This is a genomic window from Hallerella porci (assembly GCF_003148885.1).
GTDB classification, from domain to species: Bacteria; Fibrobacterota; Fibrobacteria; order Fibrobacterales; family Fibrobacteraceae; genus Hallerella; species Hallerella porci.
Genome location: NZ_QGHD01000003.1, coordinates 64,175 through 82,754 on the forward strand (window position 1 = coordinate 64,175; position 18,580 = coordinate 82,754).

Here is an 18,580-nt window from a genome sequence, read left to right on the forward strand (position 1 = left end):
TAAAATCAATAAATTATGAAAAAAGGCTCGTTTAGAGCCTTTTGCAATTTCTTCACAATTTCAATTCTATGGATTTTTTAATTCCTCAATTGCTTTTCTTTTGCCATTCGCTGCACGCCTAGCGGACACAGGGATGCCGGTAAACAGGCTAAATTTTTTATCCCTAATGAGGGAATGGATTCGTCAAAAAGTTCCTCTTGAATATCAACTTGAAACAGTTGTTTTACAACCGATTTTGAAAGTTGAATAAAATAAGGAATGCGCACTACTTTATATCCATTGGTTTCATAAATTTTAGTATTCTCTTCATCCTTAATGATGGATAAAACTTGATTGTAATGCGGAAGGCCATCAAATTCAACAATCATTTTTAGCGCTTCACTTCGATAATCTGGTCTAATTCTGCGAGCTTTGTTGTTTAAATCTTTTAAATTGGGAATCGCTTTATCATGAATCCAATCATGTATATTCGGGAATATTTTAGCTAAGTAAATTTCTAATCCGGTTCTGCAAAGATTAAATTCCTTGTCAAAGCCATCTTTTTCAGCATCCGCAGTCGTTTCTCTTAAAAATCCGTATGGAATCATTTTTTGCTCCTTTTACTTATATTTTTTTGTTTAGAATATACATTTTTTATTGTTAATGACATAAACTTTTCCCTTTTTTACCAAGTGAGAATTTATTCCACATTCCTAATTCCTCGTTTTCGCCGTGCACACTCATTCCTAATTTCTATACTTGTTTTATGAACGCATTGCAATTTCCTGAATTTCTACCGACTCAAAACTTTGGAAAACTTTCTGCTTTTTCAAATTGGAATGCGGGAACATTGCATGTAGAAGGGCTTTCGCCTGCGGCGGCTGCGCTTGTCGTGGCGGATCGCTTTGCGAAGTTTCCCGAAAGCATTTTGGTCATCGTGGACGATTATCGTTCGGGCGAAATTTGGATGCAAAATTTGCAAGCTTTCGTCGGCGAAAAAAATGTGCATTTTTTCCCATCGCTCGGCGTTAAAGCGTATGAAGCGAAGCTTCCTTTTGACGGAATTCTCGAAGAACGGTTGCGATTTTTCAAAGCAGCGACGAGCAAAGTGCCGTTTATCGCCGTTTGTCCGGTGGATTCTCTTTTGCAGCGGCTTCCGCCCCAAGAAAATTTGCAAAAGCAAAAACTCGTTTTTCACGTGGGCGATGTCGTCGATCCGCTTTCGTTGCGACAAAAATTGAATGACCGCGGATTTACCGAGCAACCGGTCGTCGGCGCGGTCGGCGAATTTTCTATCCGCGGATGCATTGTCGATATCAATTTATTTATGGCGAAGCATCCGGTGCGCTTGGAATTTTTCGGCGACGAAATTGAAAGCATTCGTTCCTTTGATATTTTTTCGCAGCGCTCGATCGAAGAATTGAAATCGGTGGAAATTTATCCGCATGGGGAATTTACCCTTTCGATGGAAGCCAAAGCGAAAATTCCTCTCGAAGATTCGGATTTAATTTGGTGGCGGCGTTCGGAATACGAAACTTTATCGGCGAATATTTTTGATTATATGCCAAAGGCTGCGATTGCCTTTGATAAACAATCGACGATTGAAGAATCCGCAGCAAAACTCGGCGCTTTACATCTCAAAGCTTACGAAAAAGCGGTCTCGCTTGGACAAAAAGTGATGCCTCCTTTGGAACTTTGGTTCCGCTTTGACGCTTTCCGCGAAATTCTTGCGAAGCGCATTTGCGTCAATTTTACGCGGGCACAAATGGAATCGAAAGATTGGATTTCGATTTCGTCTCGGTTGCAGACGAAAGGGGTCGAAGGCACAAGCGGACTTGTCAAAGAAATGGAGGAATTTGCTGCATCGGGCGGGCTCATTTATTTGGTTGCCCATTCCGAAGGCAGCGCGCAGCGTTTGGAACATCTTTTTGAAGAAGCGCCTCTTGCGGGAATTCTTCTCGGCGATCTTTCGAACGGATTTTGGGCGGATTCCGAAGGAGTCGCTTTCTTAACCGAATCTGAGATTTTCAATCGCACCGGAAAAGTGCGGAGAAAGCATGCGGTTTCGGGTTCCATTTCGGATGCGCTTTTGATTGAATCGCTTTCTCGCGGCGATTATGTGGTGCACGAAGATCACGGCGTTGGGCGTTACCGCGGGCTTGTTCGCGAAAAAATCGGCGGTGGACTTGTCGATTGCATTCTTCTCGAATACGCGGGCAATGACCGTTTGAAATTTCCCGTTTCCGATTTGCGAAAAATTGAAAAGATGCCGAATACCGATGAAGCGATTCCGGAACTTGCGCATCTCGGGACGAAGACTTGGGAAAAACTCAAAGAGCGCGTCAAAAAGCGAGTCATCAAAATTGCGAAAGAACTCGTGCAACTTTATGCGCGTCGCGAACTCATCGAAGGCTTTGCGTTTCCGCCCGATTCGCGAATGCAAAAAGAATTCGAAGATGCCTTTGAATATGAGCCGACTCCGGATCAGGTGCGGGCAACTGCCGAAATTAAAGCGGATATGGAAAATACGCGGCCGATGGATCGCTTGGTCTGCGGCGATGTCGGATTTGGAAAAACCGAAGTGGCGATGCGTGCTGCGTTTAAATGCATTTATTCGAAAAAGCAAGTGGCGGTTTTAGTGCCGACGACGATTTTAGCGGCGCAGCATTACGAAACTTTCCGCGAACGTTTTGCAGCATTTCCGGTGAATATTGCACTTGTCAACCGTTACAAAACCGCAGCCGAAAAGAAGAAAATTTTCCAAGAAGTTTCCGAAGGAAAATACGACATCGTCATCGGAACACATGCGCTTTTATCCAATCAAAGCGCCTTCAAAGATTTGGGACTTTTAATTATCGATGAAGAGCAAAAATTCGGAGTGAAGCAAAAAGAACATTTGCGCGAATTGCGTTTAACGGTGGATACTCTCAGCATGAGTGCGACACCGATTCCGCGGTCGCTCCATCTTTCGCTCACCGGAGTCCGCGACATTTCTCTTATCAATACGCCGCCGATGAATCGCCTTCCGGTGGAAACGAAAATTTTAGCCCGCGATGATTCTGTTCTCGCCGAAGCAATTCACGATGAACTCGCCCGCGGTGGGCAAGTGTTCGTGGTAAATGATCGGGTGCAAAGCATTGAAAATTTAGCGGCGGATATCGAAGCAATGGCGCCGGGCGCGCGCGTCGCCGTCGCGCATGGTCAAATGGAAGATCACGATTTGGAACGCGTGATGGATGCGTTTATCAAAGGCGACTTTGACATTCTCGTGAGCACGAGCATTATCGAAAGCGGGCTCGATGTGCCGAATGCGAATACGATTCTCATTATGAATGCGCATCATTTTGGCATTAGCCAGTTGTATCAGATGCGCGGACGCGTCGGGCGTTCGGATGTTCTCGCTTATGCCTATTTGGTTGTCCCAAAAAGCGAAGCGATTTCGACAGAATCGATGAAACGATTGCAGGCGCTTGAACAATTTACGGATTTGGGAAGCGGTTACCAACTCGCAATGCGGGATTTGGAAATCCGCGGGGCGGGAAATTTACTCGGGTCGGAACAGCACGGTTTCATCGCCGAAGTCGGTTACGAAACATATGTGCGTTTAGTCCGCGAAGCGGTCGAAGAACTTCGCGGCGGTGGGGAAGGCTCGCCCAAAGTTCAGCCCCGCGTGGAACTTTCTGTCGATGCATTCCTGCCGGAAACTTACATTACCGATGGACTTTCTCGCATTTCGATTTATCAGCGCTTGGCGCGTTCGACGAAGAGCGAAGAACTTTCGCAGCTACAATCGGAATTAGAAGATCGCTTTGGGCCTTTGCCCGCTCCCGTGGAAAAGCTTTTCCTCGTGACGAAAATCGCTTTAATCGCAAGTAAACTTCGCATTCAAGGAGTGGAAGCGCGTCGCGGAATGCTCGTCTTTACCTTTGTCGAATTTCCTCCGCCCGATCCGAAACTCCTCGCCGAAATGGTTGCAAATTCACCGTATCCGATGCGATTCGTCGGCAGTTCACCGCTGCAAGGTGCTGTGGAACTCGGAAACGGAACCGATGACGAAGTCGCGGAACGAGCCTGCAAATTTTTCTGCGCGGTGGCGCAGAAATAAAAAATGGACGCACGGCTTTGCCGTGCGTCGGAGAAAAACAAATGCGCCCGCTTCGCGGGCGCATTGCAATTTTCAAAGGCTTAGTTTTCTTTCACCGCTTCTTGCATCTTCTTGAGAGCAGCCTTCGGATCGAGTTCAATTTCATCCGAAGCTTCGTCGACAAGACCTGCGAAATCATCATACCAATCGGTGAAAATTTCTACTTGGAGATGATCGGCGCCAGGAATTGTCAAGCGGACGCCGCATTCGTCGCCGACGCGTTCGTCATACTTTTCTAATTCTGGCTTGAGAAGAGTCAAATCCATACCGTCTAAGTCTTCGGGGTCGAGCCAAATCGGAGCTTCTTTGCCTTCTTCGGATTTATCTTCGACAACTTCGCCGTTATCTTTGCAACAGCAGCAACCGTTATCGTCATCTTCGACGCCGGATTCGTAGTAGAATTCATCGTCTTCTAAATAAAGGGTTTCGACGAAAATCGCTTTGGCGTTTAACGCTTTCGCCGCTTCGATAAATTCAGCAAAGTCCCCGCCAAAATAGCGGACAGTTTCTGCATCCGAATTGATTTCTTGCACAGGAATCGGCAAAAAACCGTTCTTCTTCAAGCTATCAAAAATTTCGTCGGTTACATTTTTGGTTTCAGCCATGATTGCTCCTTATGGATGATACTTGAGAAGGCTCGGCGCCTTTTCGCGGATGAGTTTCAAAATGCGCGCTTCGGCTTCGTCGCCGCGGGCAGTTTCGCGAACGCTAACGAGCGGGAGGAAAAGCGGACTATTGAAAAGAGTTCCCAGAGGAATCGGATTCTTGCGGCAGAATGTCGTTTCGATGTAATCGCGTGCGGCATCTTGCAAGTCATCGCACTTCGTAAAGTCGCCCTTTTGGAACGCGTTGTAAAGATCCACAAAAATTTTGCAGGCTTCAGGAATATTTCCCGATGCGCTCACGAGTCCGGTTCCACCCATTTCGAGAATGTCGATGAAAGAACCGTCTTCGCCGCTCATGACTGCGAAATCTTTGCCCTTGGTTTCGTTAATCACGCGGAGAGTATCTTCGTGATATTTTTCACCGATTTTAAAATCCACGGCTTGCTTGAGACCGATGATGTTTTTATCGTCGGCGAGGCGGATAAGGGTATCGGGATGCACGTAGCTCGAAGTTCTTCCGGGCACATTGTAAATGACGATTTTTGCGCCGGTTTCTTGGCTAATTGTGCGGTAATGCTTTTCTAAGCCTTCTTGCGGAGGATTGTTGTAATATCCGGTGACGCAGAGAACGGCGACGGGAGCAATTTTCAAAACATTTTCGATGATTTCAATGGATTCGCGCGTGCAATTTGATCCTGCGCCCGCGATGACAGGAACGCGTCCATCCACATAATCCAAAGTAAACTTGATAATATCTAAATGTTGTTGCGGCGAAACGGTCGCACTTTGACCGGTTGTAACCGCGGGGAGAACACCAGCAGCTCCTGCAGCGATCACATCATCGATCATCTGTCCCATCTTTTTGTAATCGATGGAATTCTTGAGGTGCTTGGGATCATCGTCCTTGAGGGGCGTAAAGAGAGCGGGAAAAACTCCGCGAAGTTGAGAAGCGTTTGTAATTTGCATACTGTAAAAATACACAAAAATCGGGAATTTTTCCCCGAATATTCCAAGAAAGCTGTATTTTTTTGCACACTTTTTTCTTATAAAAGCGCCCAAAGTGAAGAATTTCGCCATTTTTTGTATAAATTGGAAAAAAACTTAAACGGGTGAAGTGTTATGGTCAAAATTTTTCGCATTTCGTTAACTTGCGCAGCGGTCGCAAGTGTCGCTTTTGCAGCAAAATCTTCGGATTTTAAATGGAGCAATGTTTATATGGGAGGCGGCGGCTTTGTGTCGTCGGTGATTGCTTCACCCATCGATGAAAATTTATTTTACGCCCGCACCGATGTCGGCGGCGCTTATCGTTGGAATAATGCATCGGCTCATTGGGAATCGATGATGGACTGGGTCGATGTCTCGGAGCGCGGTCTTTTGGGAATCGAAGCGTTAGCTGTTGACCCGCAAGAATCGAATACGGTTTATATGATGGCGGGCACGAGTTACTTTAACAATGCGCGCAGCGCCTTTTTAAAGTCGACCGATAAAGGCTCTTCTTGGGAAATTTCGTATGTGTGGGATTCGACGGGCGCAAAAGGCGGCGTGGTTCAAGATTTTGGCGTTCACGGCAACGGCATGGGACGCGGAAACGGCGAAGCTTTAGCGATTGACCCGAATAATTCGGACAATATGTTTTACGGCTCGAGACGTTCGGGATTGTGGAAATCAACCGATAACGGTAAAACTTGGTCGCACGTCGATGCTTGGAAAAAAGCCGCCGGTTCAGATACCACGTGGAACGGCTCGGGATTTAGTTTTGTGCAATATGCACCGGGCTCGTCAAAGGTTTTATACGCGGGATTTTTACGCGAAGGTTCAACCAAAAACAGCACCTTTGAAAATGTGTTCACGTCAACCGATGGCGGAAAATCTTGGGCAGCGTTACCGATTCCCGATAAGCTTCGCGCAACGGCGGGCGGATCTTTGGTGCGTTTAATGCCACAGCGCGCTGTCGTTTCAAAAGATGGCTCGGTTTTGATTATCACCTTTGCCGATGGCGCGGGCCCGCATACGATGGCGTGGGACGAAGGCTGGGGCATGATTTATGATGGCTTTGGCAGAGGCGCCGTTTTAAAATATGATGTTTCGAAAAAAGAATGGAGCAATATTTCACCGGAAAATGTTTTGTATTACAATGGCGCAAAATATGATGTTGTCGATGTGAAAGATTCCGCGTATCAATATTGCGCTCCTTACGGAGGCATTGCGATTGACCCGAATGATTCGAAGAAAATTGTGATTACTGCTGCGGGCTATAATGGTGCTCAGTATTGGTATAATGCAACGAGCGATTCCACGGGCTCTTACAGCGATCAATGGGGAACGCAAATTTATTATTCCGAAGATGGCGGCGAACATTTTGTCCAAAGTTTTGCATATCGCAATCTGTCCGATCAAGTGTCTCCGAAAATGGATGAAAATGGCATCGGCTGGATGAAGAATAGTTCGATTCACTGGTCGGGAAGTGTCGCAATAGATCCGTTTAATCCGAAACGTGTTTTTATCGCTTCGGGAAACGGCGTCTTTAGAACCGACGACATTACCGCTTATACATTATCTAAAGATCCATACGTTTCCAATAACACGCGCATTTATGATGCGTGGGGAGTTGTTACAAATAATCAAGTGTGGAAAGTTTCGAGTCATGGCATTGAAGAAACGGTGCCTTACGAAGTCGTGAGCATTCCTGGAGGACCTTTAGTTTCTGTTATTGCAGACTACGATGGATTTAGACACAATAAAGTTTATGAATATCCGACGACGCGTCATATTTCGGGAGTTGACGGTGGAAAATCTTTGGGTTCGACTTGGAGTTTAGCGTATGCGCCGAAGTCGGGAAAACTTGTAAAAGTAACCGATTCCAGAAAATACTCGGGCAAGTATAATGATATTCCGATTGCTCCGCTTCAATATTCGACGGACTCGGCAAAAACTTGGAGCGTAGAAACTTACACAGGACCAAACTCTTCGTATTCGGGCGGAACCGCTGCGATTTCTGCCGATGGCTCGATGGCGATTTGGGTTCCCGAAAAAGGCACGACGAAAGTTTTAAGAAATTACAATACGACAACTTGGGACGAAGTTTCTGGAATTACAAATTCTTCTTATGTCGTCGGCGACCCTGAAGATGCGAATGTCTTTTACGCATACGATAAAACCGCGGGCATTTTCTACAAGAGCACTGACCAAGGAAAAACATTTGCAAAAATTTCGGAACCGGGCAAAAGTGGATTTAAAAAGTTCCGTGCGATTCCGGGGAAAGTCGGCGATTTATGGCTCCCGATTGGAATTCAAGATGAACAAGGAAATCCAAAAAGCGGAAACCTTTTGCATTCGACCGACGGCGGAAAAACTTGGAATAAAATTTCGGGCGTAGGCTACACCGAAGCAGTCGGCTACGGAATCGGCGCAGGCGGCAAAGGTATTTCCATTTACGCCTTTACGATTGTCGATAAAGTAACCGGCGTTTTCGGCTCCGACGACGAAGGCAAAACGTGGACTCGCGTCAACGACGATGCTCACGAATACGGTGGACTTGCAAATGGCGAATTTGTGATGGGCGATATGAATACCTACGGCGTCGTTTACATGAGCACAGCAGGTCGCGGCATTGCAGCGCGCGTTCCGAGCTCTTGGAAAATGGATGGTTCAAATACATCTGCTGCGATTCCCAAGCAAGTGAAAGAATCAACGCTGAATTTCAATCGTTACGCTTCGATTGAAAGCGGCAATTTGAATTTAATCGTGAACAATTCTTCGCTGCAAGTAGCACTTTACGATTTGAATGGAAATTGCGTTTACCAAAAACGCTTCACCCAGTCGGCTTCGCTTCCGCTGGGTGAAATGGCAAAAGCTCGCGGCACTTATATCGTCCGCGTGACAAGTGGAAAAACGCTTCTCCTTTCTTCGCAAGTGGGAATTCTCCGCTAATGTTTAAAACGGCGTGCTCAATTTTTTCGATTGCGATTTTTCTCTTGGCAGATTCGCTTTGGGCTGCAGGGAAAATTGCGTGCGTCGGAAATAGTATTACTTATGGCTACGGCTTTGAATCGTGGCCCGATACGACTTCGTATCCGCATCATTTGCAAAATTTATTGCGAAGTGAAAGCGGTAACGCAGCGAAGGATACCGTCGGCAATTTTGGCGTCAGCGGTTTAACGATTCGAAAAGATGATGCGTCATCATATTGGAAAGGTTATCAATTTACGCCGGCGCGGAATTTTGCCGCCGATACCGTTATCATCGGGCTCGGCACAAACGATGCAAAAGTTTACACCGAATGGTTGAACGATGCGGAGCGTGCTGCTTACGATTCGGCAATTACAGCGGACTTTGAAAGCTTCATCGATACATTCCAAGTGCAATCGAAACCGCGGATTTTTCTAGTTACTCCGCCTTATGTCAATAACAGCGCATGGGGAATGTTTGATACCGCAATTGTAAAACACGTCATTCCTGCGATTTTCCGTGCGGGCTTAACGAAAGGCGTAAGCATCATCGATTTGCATTCAAAATTCAGCTATTTAGAAAATCCTTCTTGGTATCTTTCGACAGATACAGTGCACCCGAGTATCGAAGGCGCAAAACATTTAGCCGAAATTATTTACAGCTATTTGCAAAAAAGCGAACTCAAAATTTCGCAGAATCAAACGACGCTTTCGGCGCCTGCGGGCTTTGGATTTAAGTGGTATCAAGACGGCGTTTTACTACCGCAAGAAACGCAGAAAACTCTCACCATTTCGGAACTTGGAACGTATGCGGTTTCGGTAAAAATCGAAGAAAATACGCAGACGCAAATCATGAGCGCACCGTATACGGTCACGGATCTTTCGGCAAAAAATGAAGCGGAAGAGTCAATTCATCCAACAAAAAAAGCGGAAAATTTCCGCTATGAAAAAGGAAATATTTATTTCACTCTTTCGCAAAATCAAACGCTTTCCGTAAAAATTTTTGATTTACACGGACGCCTTTTAGTCGCAAAAAAGGTGAACGGAAAAGCGGGAGAAAATGCGCTCTCGTTACCGAAACTTCCTGCGGGGCGTTACGTTGCCAATATCGGCAATTTGCCGCTGCATATTTTTCGTTTTTAATTTTTAAAATGAAAAACGCACCTTGCGGTGCGTCTTTACCCATTAAAGAATTTTCGGCGGGAATTTTGCTTCGAATTCTTTGAGCAAACTTTTTAAGCGTTTATCCAAAAACGAGATGCCTTCGGTGCGAAGATTTTTTGGAATACCGTAAAATGCTTCGGCAACGCCGCCGCAAATCGCAGCCATCGTATCGGAATCTCCGCCGATAGAAATCGCATTGCGAATTGCATCTTCGTAACTCGTCGATTCAAAGAAAGCTTGCAAAGCGACAGGAACCGTTTCTTGACAAGTTTCGTTGAAATAATAAATGTCGCGGATAGAGTCAATTGTATAATCGATTTTGTAATAATTATCGCGAATGTATTGAGAAATTTCTTTTTTCGTTTTTCCGATTTTCGCCAAATAAATCGCCACCGCAGTCGCTTCGGCGCCTTTGATTCCTTCGGGATGATTGTGAGTCACTTCGGTCACTTTCTTCGAAAGTTGAATTGCATCGTTCAAAGAATCTGCCGCATTTCCCGCAGCGCTTACGCGCATCGCAGCGCCATTTCCGTAACTATTATACGGCTTTGGATCATTTGAAAACATCCAATGAAAAAATCCACCGCCATAACCGCAGGTTGGATAATTTCGCCCGATTTCGTGCATATACTTGATCGCATTTTGATTCAAATCGGAACCATTTTTTTTCGTTTCTAAAATCGCTTTTCCGACGGCGAATGTCATAATACTATCATCGGTTGGACAACAATTTGGACTAAAAAAATCAAAGTCTTTTGCTTTGTAATTATCAAATTCAAAGCGAGATCCGACGATATCGCCAATAATTGCTCCTAACATAATTTACCTCATTTTTGAATGAGACAAATATAGTAAATATCTCAAAATTTGTCAAGGGTAAAATTCAGCGCTTGACTTTTTTTGTCAAAGAAAATTTGTGAAAAAATCAAATTTTTTCGTTTTTCTTTTTCACGAATTGACTGCGCAATTTTCCTTTCCAAAAGAAACTGGGAAATTTTTTCGTCGGATCAAATTCTTCGGGCGCAGCATAAAAAGCGTGCTTGGCATGAAAAATCAAATTCAAATCGTCTTCGGTAATCGCTTGTTTCTTCTTGATATTTTTATAAAATTCAGAATCCATAAGCGGATGCGGTTCCACTTTTCCTTGAATTCCCGAACCGAAAAAGTGTAAAATTTTCACGCGGCATAAAAGCGGATAAATCCGCGGCACGCGATAAAGATGATTATACGCTTCACGGACTTGGCAATTCCATTCGCCGGGGATTTCGAAAATGGGGAAGTGGAAAAGGTGATTGGTTTCGTTAAACGAAAATTGATCCGTGAAAATTTCGTGCTGGTTGCAGTATTGATAAAGTTCGTGCCACTTGTCAAAAAAGGCTTTTGCCTTCGGAGAATCTTTGGCAAAAATCACGCCGCTATTAAAATACAAATCGTCGAGAGACATCGTAAATTTTAATTTGGCGAGGCTGTTGATGAATCGCTTATTGCGTGTGCGGTAGCAGTCTTTTTCGCGGGCGTGCAAATCGCAAACCGCTGCGACATCGCCCCAATTTTCATTTGGAATTTTGAGAGCTTCTGCGACGACGGTATCGCCATCTAAATACAGAAAATCGCCGTCGATTAAATTCCGCATATTTGTCTTCAAAAGGCGAGAGCGTCGCATCGGCGAAATTTCTTTTTCAAAAGGAACGACTTTGTATTCGTTTGCGAGATTTTTTACTTCGCCGCGGAAACCGATTAAATTTTTATCGGTTTCGTCATCAACTAAAAGGGAAATTTCGGCGTCGGGATTGTAATATTAAAAAAGTATTCGAAATTTTTTGTGCATTTTATCATTAAAAATTCCCCTTTATCTTTGACGAAAAGAAAATTTTTTTGCGGTGAAAGATTAAAAATTTTCTAAATTGTGGGCGTCATTTTGACAAGTCATACCACTGAAGGTGTTCTATGGGCAAAAATTTATATCAGAAAGTATTCGAAAGCCATATTGTGGCAAAACTTCCGAGCGGTCAGTATCAGCTGTTCATCGGAACTCATCTCTGCCACGAAGTGACTAGTCCGCAGGCCTTTGCGATGCTCCGCGAAGAAGGTCTTAAGGTCAAATATCCGGAACGCACATTTGCGACGGTTGACCATATTATTCCGACGACGACTGCTGCGCGTAAACGTCCTCTCGCCGATCCGATTTCGGAAGAAATGCTTTCGCATATTGAAAAGAACACAAAAGATTTCGGCGTTCGCTTCTTCGGACCTGAAACCGGTGAACAAGGCGTGATTCACATCGTGGGACCGGAAGAAGGCGTGACGCAGCCGGGCATGACAATCGCTTGCGGTGACTCGCATACGGCAACTCACGGCGCATTTGGCGCAGTGGCTTTTGGTATCGGCACAAGCCAAGTGGCCGATGTTTTGGCAACGCAAACTCTCGCGATGAGCCCGTTAAAAACTCGCCGCATTAACTTTACCGGAAAACTCAAACCGGGCGTAACGGCAAAGGATGCCGCTCTCGCTTACATTGCAAAGCTTGGAGTCAACGGCGGCGTGGGCTACGCTTATGAATTTGCAGGTCCCGTCATCGATGCGATGGATATGGAAGGTCGCATGACCGTTTGCAATATGGCAATTGAAGGCGGTGCACGTGTCGGTTATTGCAATCCGGACGAAAAAACTTTTGCATTCCTCCGCGGTAAACCGTATGCGCCGAAGGCCGATAAGTGGGACGAAGCTGTCGCTTATTGGAAGTCTGTCGCCTCGGATGCGGACGCTACATTCGACGATGAAGTCGAAATCAACTGCGATGAACTGGAACCGATGGTCACGTGGGGAATTACGCCGGCACAGGCAATTCCTTTGAACGGCAACATGCCGAAGATCAGCGAATTCCAAGGCTCGGAACAGAAAGTCATCCGCGAAGCCTATGAATATATGGGCTGGGAAGAAGGCGGAAAAATGCTTGGCACTCCGATTGATATCGCTTTCGTCGGAAGTTGCACAAACGGTCGTCTCCCCGATTTGATCGCAGCTGCCGAAGTGTTGAAAGGTCACAAGGTCGCTTCGACCGTGAAAATGTGGGTCGTCCCGGGCTCGATGAAGATTAAGAAAGAAGCGGAAGCTCTCGGACTGGATAAAATTTTCACCGAAGCCGGTGCCGAATGGCGTGAAGCGGGCTGCTCTCTTTGCCTCGCGATGAATCCGGATAAATTGAAGGGTCGTCAAGTGAGTGCCAGTTCGAGCAACCGCAACTTCAAAGGTCGTCAAGGAAGTCCTTCGGGTCGTACCATTTTGATGAGCCCGGTCATGGTTGCCGCTGCAGCCATCGAAGGAAAAGTCACCGACGTTCGCAAGTACATCAAGTAAGGAGCAAAATTATGTTAACTGTAATCGATACTGTAAAAGGCTCCGGCATTCCTCTGCGCGGAAATGACATCGACACGGACCGCATTATTCCTGCGCGTTTCCTCAAATGCGTCACTTTCGACGGTCTCGGCGATAATGCTTTTGCCGATGACATTGCAGGTCTTGCAGCACAAGGCAAAGTGCATCCGTTCCGCGATCCCGCTTACAAGAACGGCTCTATTCTCGTTTCGAATCGCAACTTTGGCTGTGGCTCGAGTCGTGAACACGCGCCGCAGGCTTTGAAGCGTTGGGGCGTCCGCGCGATTATCGCAGAAAGTTACTCCGAAATTTTCTTCGGAAACTGCGTTGCAATCGGCGTTCCTTGCTACAAAGTTTCGCACGAAGTCGCAGACAAAATTCTCTCTTGGATCGAAGCGCATCCGAGTGAAGAATTGGTAACGAGCACAAATGAACGCACCCTGAAAATGGGTAGTGAAGTCATTCCTCTCGAACTCGCAGACGGTCCTCGCGGACAATTCCTCGACGGTTCGTGGCACGCTCGCGGCGTTCTTCTCGCAAACGCAGACAAAGTCGATGCTCTTGCGAAGAAATTGCCGTATCTGGGATTCTAACTGCTACCGCAAAAAGTATCAGCACAAGCCCGCCTTCGGCGGGCTTTATTTTTTGCAAAAAAATCTCTTGCCAAACGCCAAAAGTTTTTCTATCATTGGGAGCGCTTGGATGATTAGCTCAGTCGGTAGAGCAGCTGACTCTTAATCAGCGGGTCGTAGGTTCGATCCCTACATCATCCACGAAAGACCGCTTTTCAAAAGCGGTCTTTTTTTTATGCAACGTTTATTTTTCTCGGGAATGAATTTCGCGCGGATGAAAAATTTGATGTTCCCCACGAATCATTTGAATATTCACATGCGTATAAATCTGCGTCGTGGTCACATTCGCATGCCCTAAAAGTTCTTGCAAAACGCGCAGATCCATTCCCGCTTCTAAGCAGTGCGTCGCAAAAGAATGCCGAAAAGTATGCGGTGTCACGTGTTTTTCTAAATGCGCAGTAAATTTTTGAATCAACTGCCACGCTCCCATGCGGCTCATCTTTTTTCCGCGGGCGTTGACGATGACGGTATTTGACTTCGGTGCAAGTTCTAAGCGCGGACCTTGCATCCAAATTTTCAAATTTTCTTTTGCTTTCGAACCGAGCGGAACCAAACGCTGCTTGTTGCCTTTCCCAATCGGCGTAATCCATTCATTTTCAAAATCGATGTCTTGCGGACGGAGCGAAAGCGCTTCGGCAATGCGCAATCCTTCGGAATAAAGAAGTTCGATGAGCGCTGTATCGCGTTCAGGATTTTTTGAAATTTCTTGAATTTTATCAAAGACGCTGTCAATTTCTTCGATGGTCAGGCATTCGGGAAGATAATGGCCGAGACGCGGCGTCGCAAGCAGAGAATCGATGGAATACGCAAAAATTTTTTCGCGCTGTAAAAATTTGAGAAATCCGCGAAGGCTTGAAAAATGGCGGGCGACAGAAGTCGGGCTATAATTTTCTGCGCTCGCCACTTCCGTTAAAAAAGCATCTAAATCTTCGGGAGTTAACGCCGAAAGCGGCGATTCACGCTTATCCGCCCAATCGATAAAATGCCGCAAATCTTCGCCGTAACTTTGCAAAGTTGCGGGGGAGAGATTCCGCTCCACGCCTAAAAAAGACAAGTAAGAGTCTAAGCATTCTGCGTTCGACATTTTCTTCAGCCAAAAAATTTCATGTAATTCTCAGAACGAAAGGTAGAAATTTCTAAAAAATCCCTTGCCAGCGCAAAAAATTTTTTCTATCATTGTCTGCGCTTGGATGATTAGCTCAGTCGGTAGAGCAGCTGACTCTTAATCAGCGGGTCGTAGGTTCGATCCCTACATCATCCACGAAAGACCACTTTTTCAAAAGCGGTCTTTTTTTATGCTTGAGTTTAACGATTTTTGTTGAACTTTTGAAAAAGAAGCACGAATAAAAGGAAAGTTTTTGATTAAAAAATTTGATTTTTAAATTCAAGACGAAAAAATATTTTGAAATGGAATAAAATTTATCGAAAAATGGAATTTTTTAGAATTGAAAACTAAAAAATGCGGCATTTTGCAGGAATAATCAAGAAAAATCGCTGCAGAAAAATAAAATTTGGAAAAATGAGATTCATAAATCGTCAATTTTGTAGACGAAAACGGCAAATTTTGAAAAAATCATTCGGAAAAGCAGCAAAATACCGTTAAAATTCATCAAAATTTCGAAAATTTTCTGCGCAAAATAAAAAAATCGTGCTAATCGATGAATTTTCTCATTGGAAAATCAAAAATGTGCAGAAATAAAATGAATTGAAAAAAGCGATTTTTTGTTTCAAAAATTGAAACTCGGATTGTTTTTTTATTTGTTTAGTTTACATAATGTATATTATCGGATAATGTAAAATTATAAAAAGAACCTCGCCATGCGCGCCTGTGGCGCGCATTTTCAGTTTAGTTTCGAAGCTCACAAATTCTCTTTATTCCGCATTTTTCCCTTTTCATTCCTCGTTTTTGTCGCATTACATTTTTGTCGCATCAAAATTTGCGGTTTTTCGGCTTTTTTGTCGCATTTTTGGTAAATTTTAATGTAAAATAGAACTATGGCAACGGAACTTTTACAACCGACTCAAGAACACATCATCCACGTGCTGATGAAGAAAAATCCTGCTCTGGACGAACAGAAACTTCGGAGTGCTGTAGCTTTTATTTCGGAAGCGCATAAAGGACAATTCCGCAAGAGCGGAATGCCTTATACGGAACATCCGTATGAAGTGGCGAAGATAATCGCCGAGATGAAACTCGATACATCTTCGGTGCTTGCGGGGCTTTTGCACGATGTCGTCGAAGACACTCAGCATTCTTTGGATGTAATTAAAACGCGATTTGGCGAAGATACCGCATTTATGGTCGATGCGGTGACGAAAATTTCTGCGGCGCAGAAACAGGGCAATAAAATTGAGCAAAAAGCGGAAACTTATCGCAAATTCATCAGTGCGATGGCGAAAGATCCGCGCGTCATTATGATTAAAATTGCAGACCGTTTGCACAATATGCGGACTTTGCAATATATGAAGCCCGAAAAGCGAAAAATCATTGCGCAAGAAACTCTTGATATTTATACCCCACTCACCCACCGTTTTGGACTTTACCAATTCAAATCCGAGCTCGAAGATTTAGCGTTTAAATATTTGAATCCGGTGGAATATAAGCGCATCGTCGATCATCTTCTTTCGACAAAAGAAGAACGCGAACGCTACATTAAATCGGTCGTGGGTCCGTTACAAATTAAAATGGCGCTTGAAGATTTCGATTGCACGATTCAAGGGCGCACGAAAAATATTTACAGCATTTACGGAAAGACTTTAAGCCGCGGCTGTTCTCTTGACGAAATTTTTGATATTTTCGCCATTCGCATTGTGGTTGAATCCATTTCGGAATGTTACCTTGCTCTCGGTTACGTGCACAATTTGTGGACGCCGCTCCAGGGACTTTTCAAAGATTACATTGCGACGCCGAAGCCGAATCTTTATCAAAGTATTCATACGACGGTGATAGGCCCCGAAAATAAAATGGTTGAAGTGCAAATCCGTACCAAAGATATGGATTTGACAGCGGAAAAAGGTTTTGCGGCGCATTGGGCGTATAAACTGGAAACGCAGCGCAGCGGCGAAGAGCTCGAATGGTTGGATCGTTTGGCAAAACTTCAAGCGGAAATTCCAGATTCGACGGAATACTTAAACTTCCTTCGCGTGGACTTAAAAAACGAAGGCATTACCGTCTTCACGCCGAAGGGCGATTCGATTGAACTTCCCGAAGGCAGTACGGTTTTGGATTTTGCCTTTGCCGTTCACACGAAACTCGGCCTTCACTGCGTCGGCGCACGCATTAACAACGACGTAATCAGCGCAACGAAAACGGTGCCGAGCGGAGCGACGATTCAAGTGCTTTCGAGTCACAATCAGAATCCGCTTCCCGAATGGTTGGAAATCGTCAAAACGGAAAAGGCGAAACAAGAATTGCGCCGTTGGATGCGCACGAGCATTGCGACCGAAGCGCAGACTTTGGGAAAAGAATTGTGGCAGCGCGAACTCCGTGTTTTCAAAATTCAAAAGCCCGAAGAACAACCGAAGCCCGAAGAAATTTGCGAATTTTTTAAAGTCAAATCGGTGGAAGAATTTTATGACCGTTTAGGTCTTGGCAACATGGAACTTTCGGAACTCGCGAAATTTATCCAGAAAATGCATCCGGAAAAATTCAGCGAAGCCGACCCCGAATCCCCTGTTAAAATTTTCGTCACCGACCAAGCTGACGAATCGCAGCTCCCCGTTGAAGTCGGAAATGAATCGAGTTTGCTCATTCATTTTGCCAGTTGCTGCTCCCCGATTCCGGGCGAACCGATTATGGGCGCGTTAATGCCGAAGCAAGGAATTGAAGTGCATCGCAAAGATTGCGAACATCTTTTGCAAATTCCAGAAAGCCGCCGCATTTCGATGGAATGGAATCGCGATTCGAAAAAAGAATTCTCGGTACATTTGAAAGTCGAAACCGATGACCGCAAAGGCATTACCGCAGAAATTCTCGATGAAATGAATAAAGCAAAAGTTTTCATTGAACGGATGAGCGTTGTCTCGGCGAAAAAATCTGGACGCATTCGTTTGGTTTTCCGCATTGCCCGCCGCGATTTGCTAGAACGTTTAATGGAATCTATCCGTTCTGTTTCCGGAGTTCGTGAGGTTACCCGCTTATGATGACCCTTTCCCACCCCGTTGAAGATCAAACTGTTCGGAATCGCGCATTTAATTGTCGGATGCGCAATCGCCGTTATGAAGAAGTCTTTTACGCTTTTTCTGCGCTTTCGCCGATTATGACTCAAACCAATGTGACAAATCGTCGTGAATGGTTTGCTGCCATCGGTGAAAAAACTGCAGTTTGTGAAACTTCTCTCGAAGCCTGCCTCGAATATGCGCAGGCTTCTGTCTTTTTTGGAAAAATTGAAAAAATCGGGCGCTATTCTTCGGAAAATCCCCGCGGCATTTTACAAGAAGAATTGCTTCTCGTTTACTTTTTGAGCGAATTGCAATCGACGACGCGGTATCTGCTTTCGCGCATTGAAACCGACAAAGAATTGCAAAATATGGATTCGGAAATGGAAACGAAAAAAAGTGGCGCATACGTTTCTGGATTCATTTCGAATATGCACAAAAATTTGAATGCGTTAAATCTCGCGACCGAAAAAGAATTCCGCGATTTGCACACGCATATCAAAGAACGTTTTGAAATTGGTAATGAACTTTTTGGGACACTGCAAGAGGTGCAGCATTTCTACTAATCAAAGGTGA

Annotated in this window: 13 protein-coding genes and 2 tRNA genes; 9 read left to right on the plus strand and 6 right to left on the minus strand. The window is 45.0% G+C overall.

All coding sequences use genetic code 11. From position 1 onward, the window contains the following. Window positions 1–77 precede the first annotated feature (77 nt). Window positions 78–587: a DUF559 domain-containing protein gene (locus B0H50_RS02700; protein ID WP_106198185.1), complete on the minus strand. Its 510-nt coding sequence runs from the start codon at window positions 585–587 to the stop codon at window positions 78–80. Window positions 588–745: 158 nt separating this feature from the next. On the opposite strand from B0H50_RS02700, the gene mfd reads away from it, so the two are divergent. Further along, complete coding sequence (mfd, locus tag B0H50_RS02705) at window positions 746–4,084, plus strand: transcription-repair coupling factor (RefSeq protein WP_109587207.1); 3,339 nt, start codon at window positions 746–748, stop codon at window positions 4,082–4,084. Window positions 4,085–4,164: 80 nt separating this feature from the next. Here mfd and B0H50_RS02710 read toward each other — a convergent pair whose 3' ends face one another. Further along, on the minus strand, window positions 4,165–4,728 hold the full coding sequence (locus tag B0H50_RS02710; protein WP_106198187.1) for a hypothetical protein: 564 nt from the start codon (window positions 4,726–4,728) through the stop codon (window positions 4,165–4,167). Between the two features lie 9 nt (window positions 4,729–4,737). Further along, complete coding sequence (locus tag B0H50_RS02715; protein ID WP_106198253.1) at window positions 4,738–5,694, minus strand: dihydrodipicolinate synthase family protein; 957 nt, start codon at window positions 5,692–5,694, stop codon at window positions 4,738–4,740. A 153-nt stretch (window positions 5,695–5,847) separates the two neighbouring features. Between B0H50_RS02715 and B0H50_RS02720 the strand changes: the two genes are divergently transcribed. Together B0H50_RS02720 and B0H50_RS02725 are read left to right on the plus strand one after the other, a co-directional pair. After that, window positions 5,848–8,658 carry a T9SS type A sorting domain-containing protein gene (locus B0H50_RS02720; protein WP_106198188.1) on the plus strand — a complete coding sequence of 937 codons (2,811 nt, stop codon included), beginning with the start codon at window positions 5,848–5,850 and terminating at the stop codon, window positions 8,656–8,658. 44 nt (window positions 8,659–8,702) lie between these two features. Then, window positions 8,703–9,818, plus strand: coding sequence for a GDSL-type esterase/lipase family protein (locus B0H50_RS02725; protein ID WP_233244481.1), 1,116 nt, complete (start codon window positions 8,703–8,705; stop codon window positions 9,816–9,818). Window positions 9,819–9,860: 42 nt separating this feature from the next. On the opposite strand, the gene B0H50_RS02730 is transcribed toward B0H50_RS02725, so the two are convergent. Next, window positions 9,861–10,658, minus strand: a complete 798-nt coding sequence (locus B0H50_RS02730) for an ADP-ribosylglycohydrolase family protein (RefSeq protein ID WP_106198190.1) — start codon at window positions 10,656–10,658, stop codon at window positions 9,861–9,863. 106 nt (window positions 10,659–10,764) lie between these two features. Continuing rightward, entirely contained in the window at window positions 10,765–11,502 is a 738-nt protein-coding gene (locus tag B0H50_RS02735) for a glycosyltransferase family protein (protein WP_146193659.1), read from the minus strand. A gap of 284 nt (window positions 11,503–11,786) precedes the next feature. On the opposite strand from B0H50_RS02735, the gene leuC reads away from it, so the two are divergent. The 3 genes from leuC (at window position 11,787) to B0H50_RS02755 (ending at window position 13,987) form a co-directional block, all read left to right on the plus strand. Beyond that, window positions 11,787–13,196 carry a 3-isopropylmalate dehydratase large subunit gene (leuC, locus tag B0H50_RS02745; RefSeq protein WP_106198192.1) on the plus strand — a complete coding sequence of 470 codons (1,410 nt, stop codon included), beginning with the start codon at window positions 11,787–11,789 and terminating at the stop codon, window positions 13,194–13,196. Between the two features lie 11 nt (window positions 13,197–13,207). Continuing rightward, complete coding sequence (locus B0H50_RS02750; protein WP_106198193.1) at window positions 13,208–13,807, plus strand: 3-isopropylmalate dehydratase small subunit; 600 nt, start codon at window positions 13,208–13,210, stop codon at window positions 13,805–13,807. 107 nt (window positions 13,808–13,914) lie between these two features. Continuing rightward, window positions 13,915–13,987, plus strand: a tRNA-Lys gene (locus B0H50_RS02755). A 43-nt stretch (window positions 13,988–14,030) separates the two neighbouring features. Here the strand turns inward: B0H50_RS02755 and B0H50_RS02760 are convergent. Next, window positions 14,031–14,930: a tyrosine recombinase gene (locus tag B0H50_RS02760; protein WP_106198194.1), complete on the minus strand. Its 900-nt coding sequence runs from the start codon at window positions 14,928–14,930 to the stop codon at window positions 14,031–14,033. Between the two features lie 104 nt (window positions 14,931–15,034). On the opposite strand from B0H50_RS02760, the gene B0H50_RS02765 reads away from it, so the two are divergent. The 3 genes from B0H50_RS02765 to B0H50_RS02775 all read left to right on the plus strand — a co-directional run bounded on the left by B0H50_RS02765 (window position 15,035) and on the right by B0H50_RS02775 (window position 18,570). Further along, window positions 15,035–15,107, plus strand: a tRNA-Lys gene (locus tag B0H50_RS02765). A gap of 734 nt (window positions 15,108–15,841) precedes the next feature. Then, window positions 15,842–17,989, plus strand: coding sequence for a RelA/SpoT family protein (locus tag B0H50_RS02770; protein ID WP_109587211.1), 2,148 nt, complete (start codon window positions 15,842–15,844; stop codon window positions 17,987–17,989). Next, the gene (locus tag B0H50_RS02775) at window positions 17,986–18,570 is read left to right on the plus strand and encodes a hypothetical protein (protein ID WP_146129147.1); all 585 of its coding nucleotides are present in this window, start codon (window positions 17,986–17,988) and stop codon (window positions 18,568–18,570) included. Before B0H50_RS02770 ends, B0H50_RS02775 begins: the two co-directional genes overlap by 4 nt. Window positions 18,571–18,580: the final 10 nt, after the last annotated feature.

What these genes read in the sequence shown, in the direction of transcription:
- B0H50_RS02700 (WP_106198185.1), bottom strand. Translation starts at nt 587, where the DNA reads ATGATTCCATACGGATTTTTAAGAGAAACGACTGCGGATGCTGAAAAA.
- mfd (WP_109587207.1), top strand. Translation starts at nt 746, where the DNA reads ATGAACGCATTGCAATTTCCTGAATTTCTACCGACTCAAAACTTTGGA.
- B0H50_RS02710 (WP_106198187.1), bottom strand. Translation starts at nt 4,728, where the DNA reads ATGGCTGAAACCAAAAATGTAACCGACGAAATTTTTGATAGCTTGAAG.
- B0H50_RS02715 (WP_106198253.1), bottom strand. Translation starts at nt 5,694, where the DNA reads ATGCAAATTACAAACGCTTCTCAACTTCGCGGAGTTTTTCCCGCTCTC.
- B0H50_RS02720 (WP_106198188.1), top strand. Translation starts at nt 5,848, where the DNA reads ATGGTCAAAATTTTTCGCATTTCGTTAACTTGCGCAGCGGTCGCAAGT.
- B0H50_RS02730 (WP_106198190.1), bottom strand. Translation starts at nt 10,658, where the DNA reads ATGTTAGGAGCAATTATTGGCGATATCGTCGGATCTCGCTTTGAATTT.
- B0H50_RS02735 (WP_146193659.1), bottom strand. Translation starts at nt 11,502, where the DNA reads ATGCGACGCTCTCGCCTTTTGAAGACAAATATGCGGAATTTAATCGAC.
- leuC (WP_106198192.1), top strand. Translation starts at nt 11,787, where the DNA reads ATGGGCAAAAATTTATATCAGAAAGTATTCGAAAGCCATATTGTGGCA.
- B0H50_RS02750 (WP_106198193.1), top strand. Translation starts at nt 13,208, where the DNA reads ATGTTAACTGTAATCGATACTGTAAAAGGCTCCGGCATTCCTCTGCGC.
- B0H50_RS02760 (WP_106198194.1), bottom strand. Translation starts at nt 14,930, where the DNA reads ATGTCGAACGCAGAATGCTTAGACTCTTACTTGTCTTTTTTAGGCGTG.
- B0H50_RS02770 (WP_109587211.1), top strand. Translation starts at nt 15,842, where the DNA reads ATGGCAACGGAACTTTTACAACCGACTCAAGAACACATCATCCACGTG.
- B0H50_RS02775 (WP_146129147.1), top strand. Translation starts at nt 17,986, where the DNA reads ATGATGACCCTTTCCCACCCCGTTGAAGATCAAACTGTTCGGAATCGC.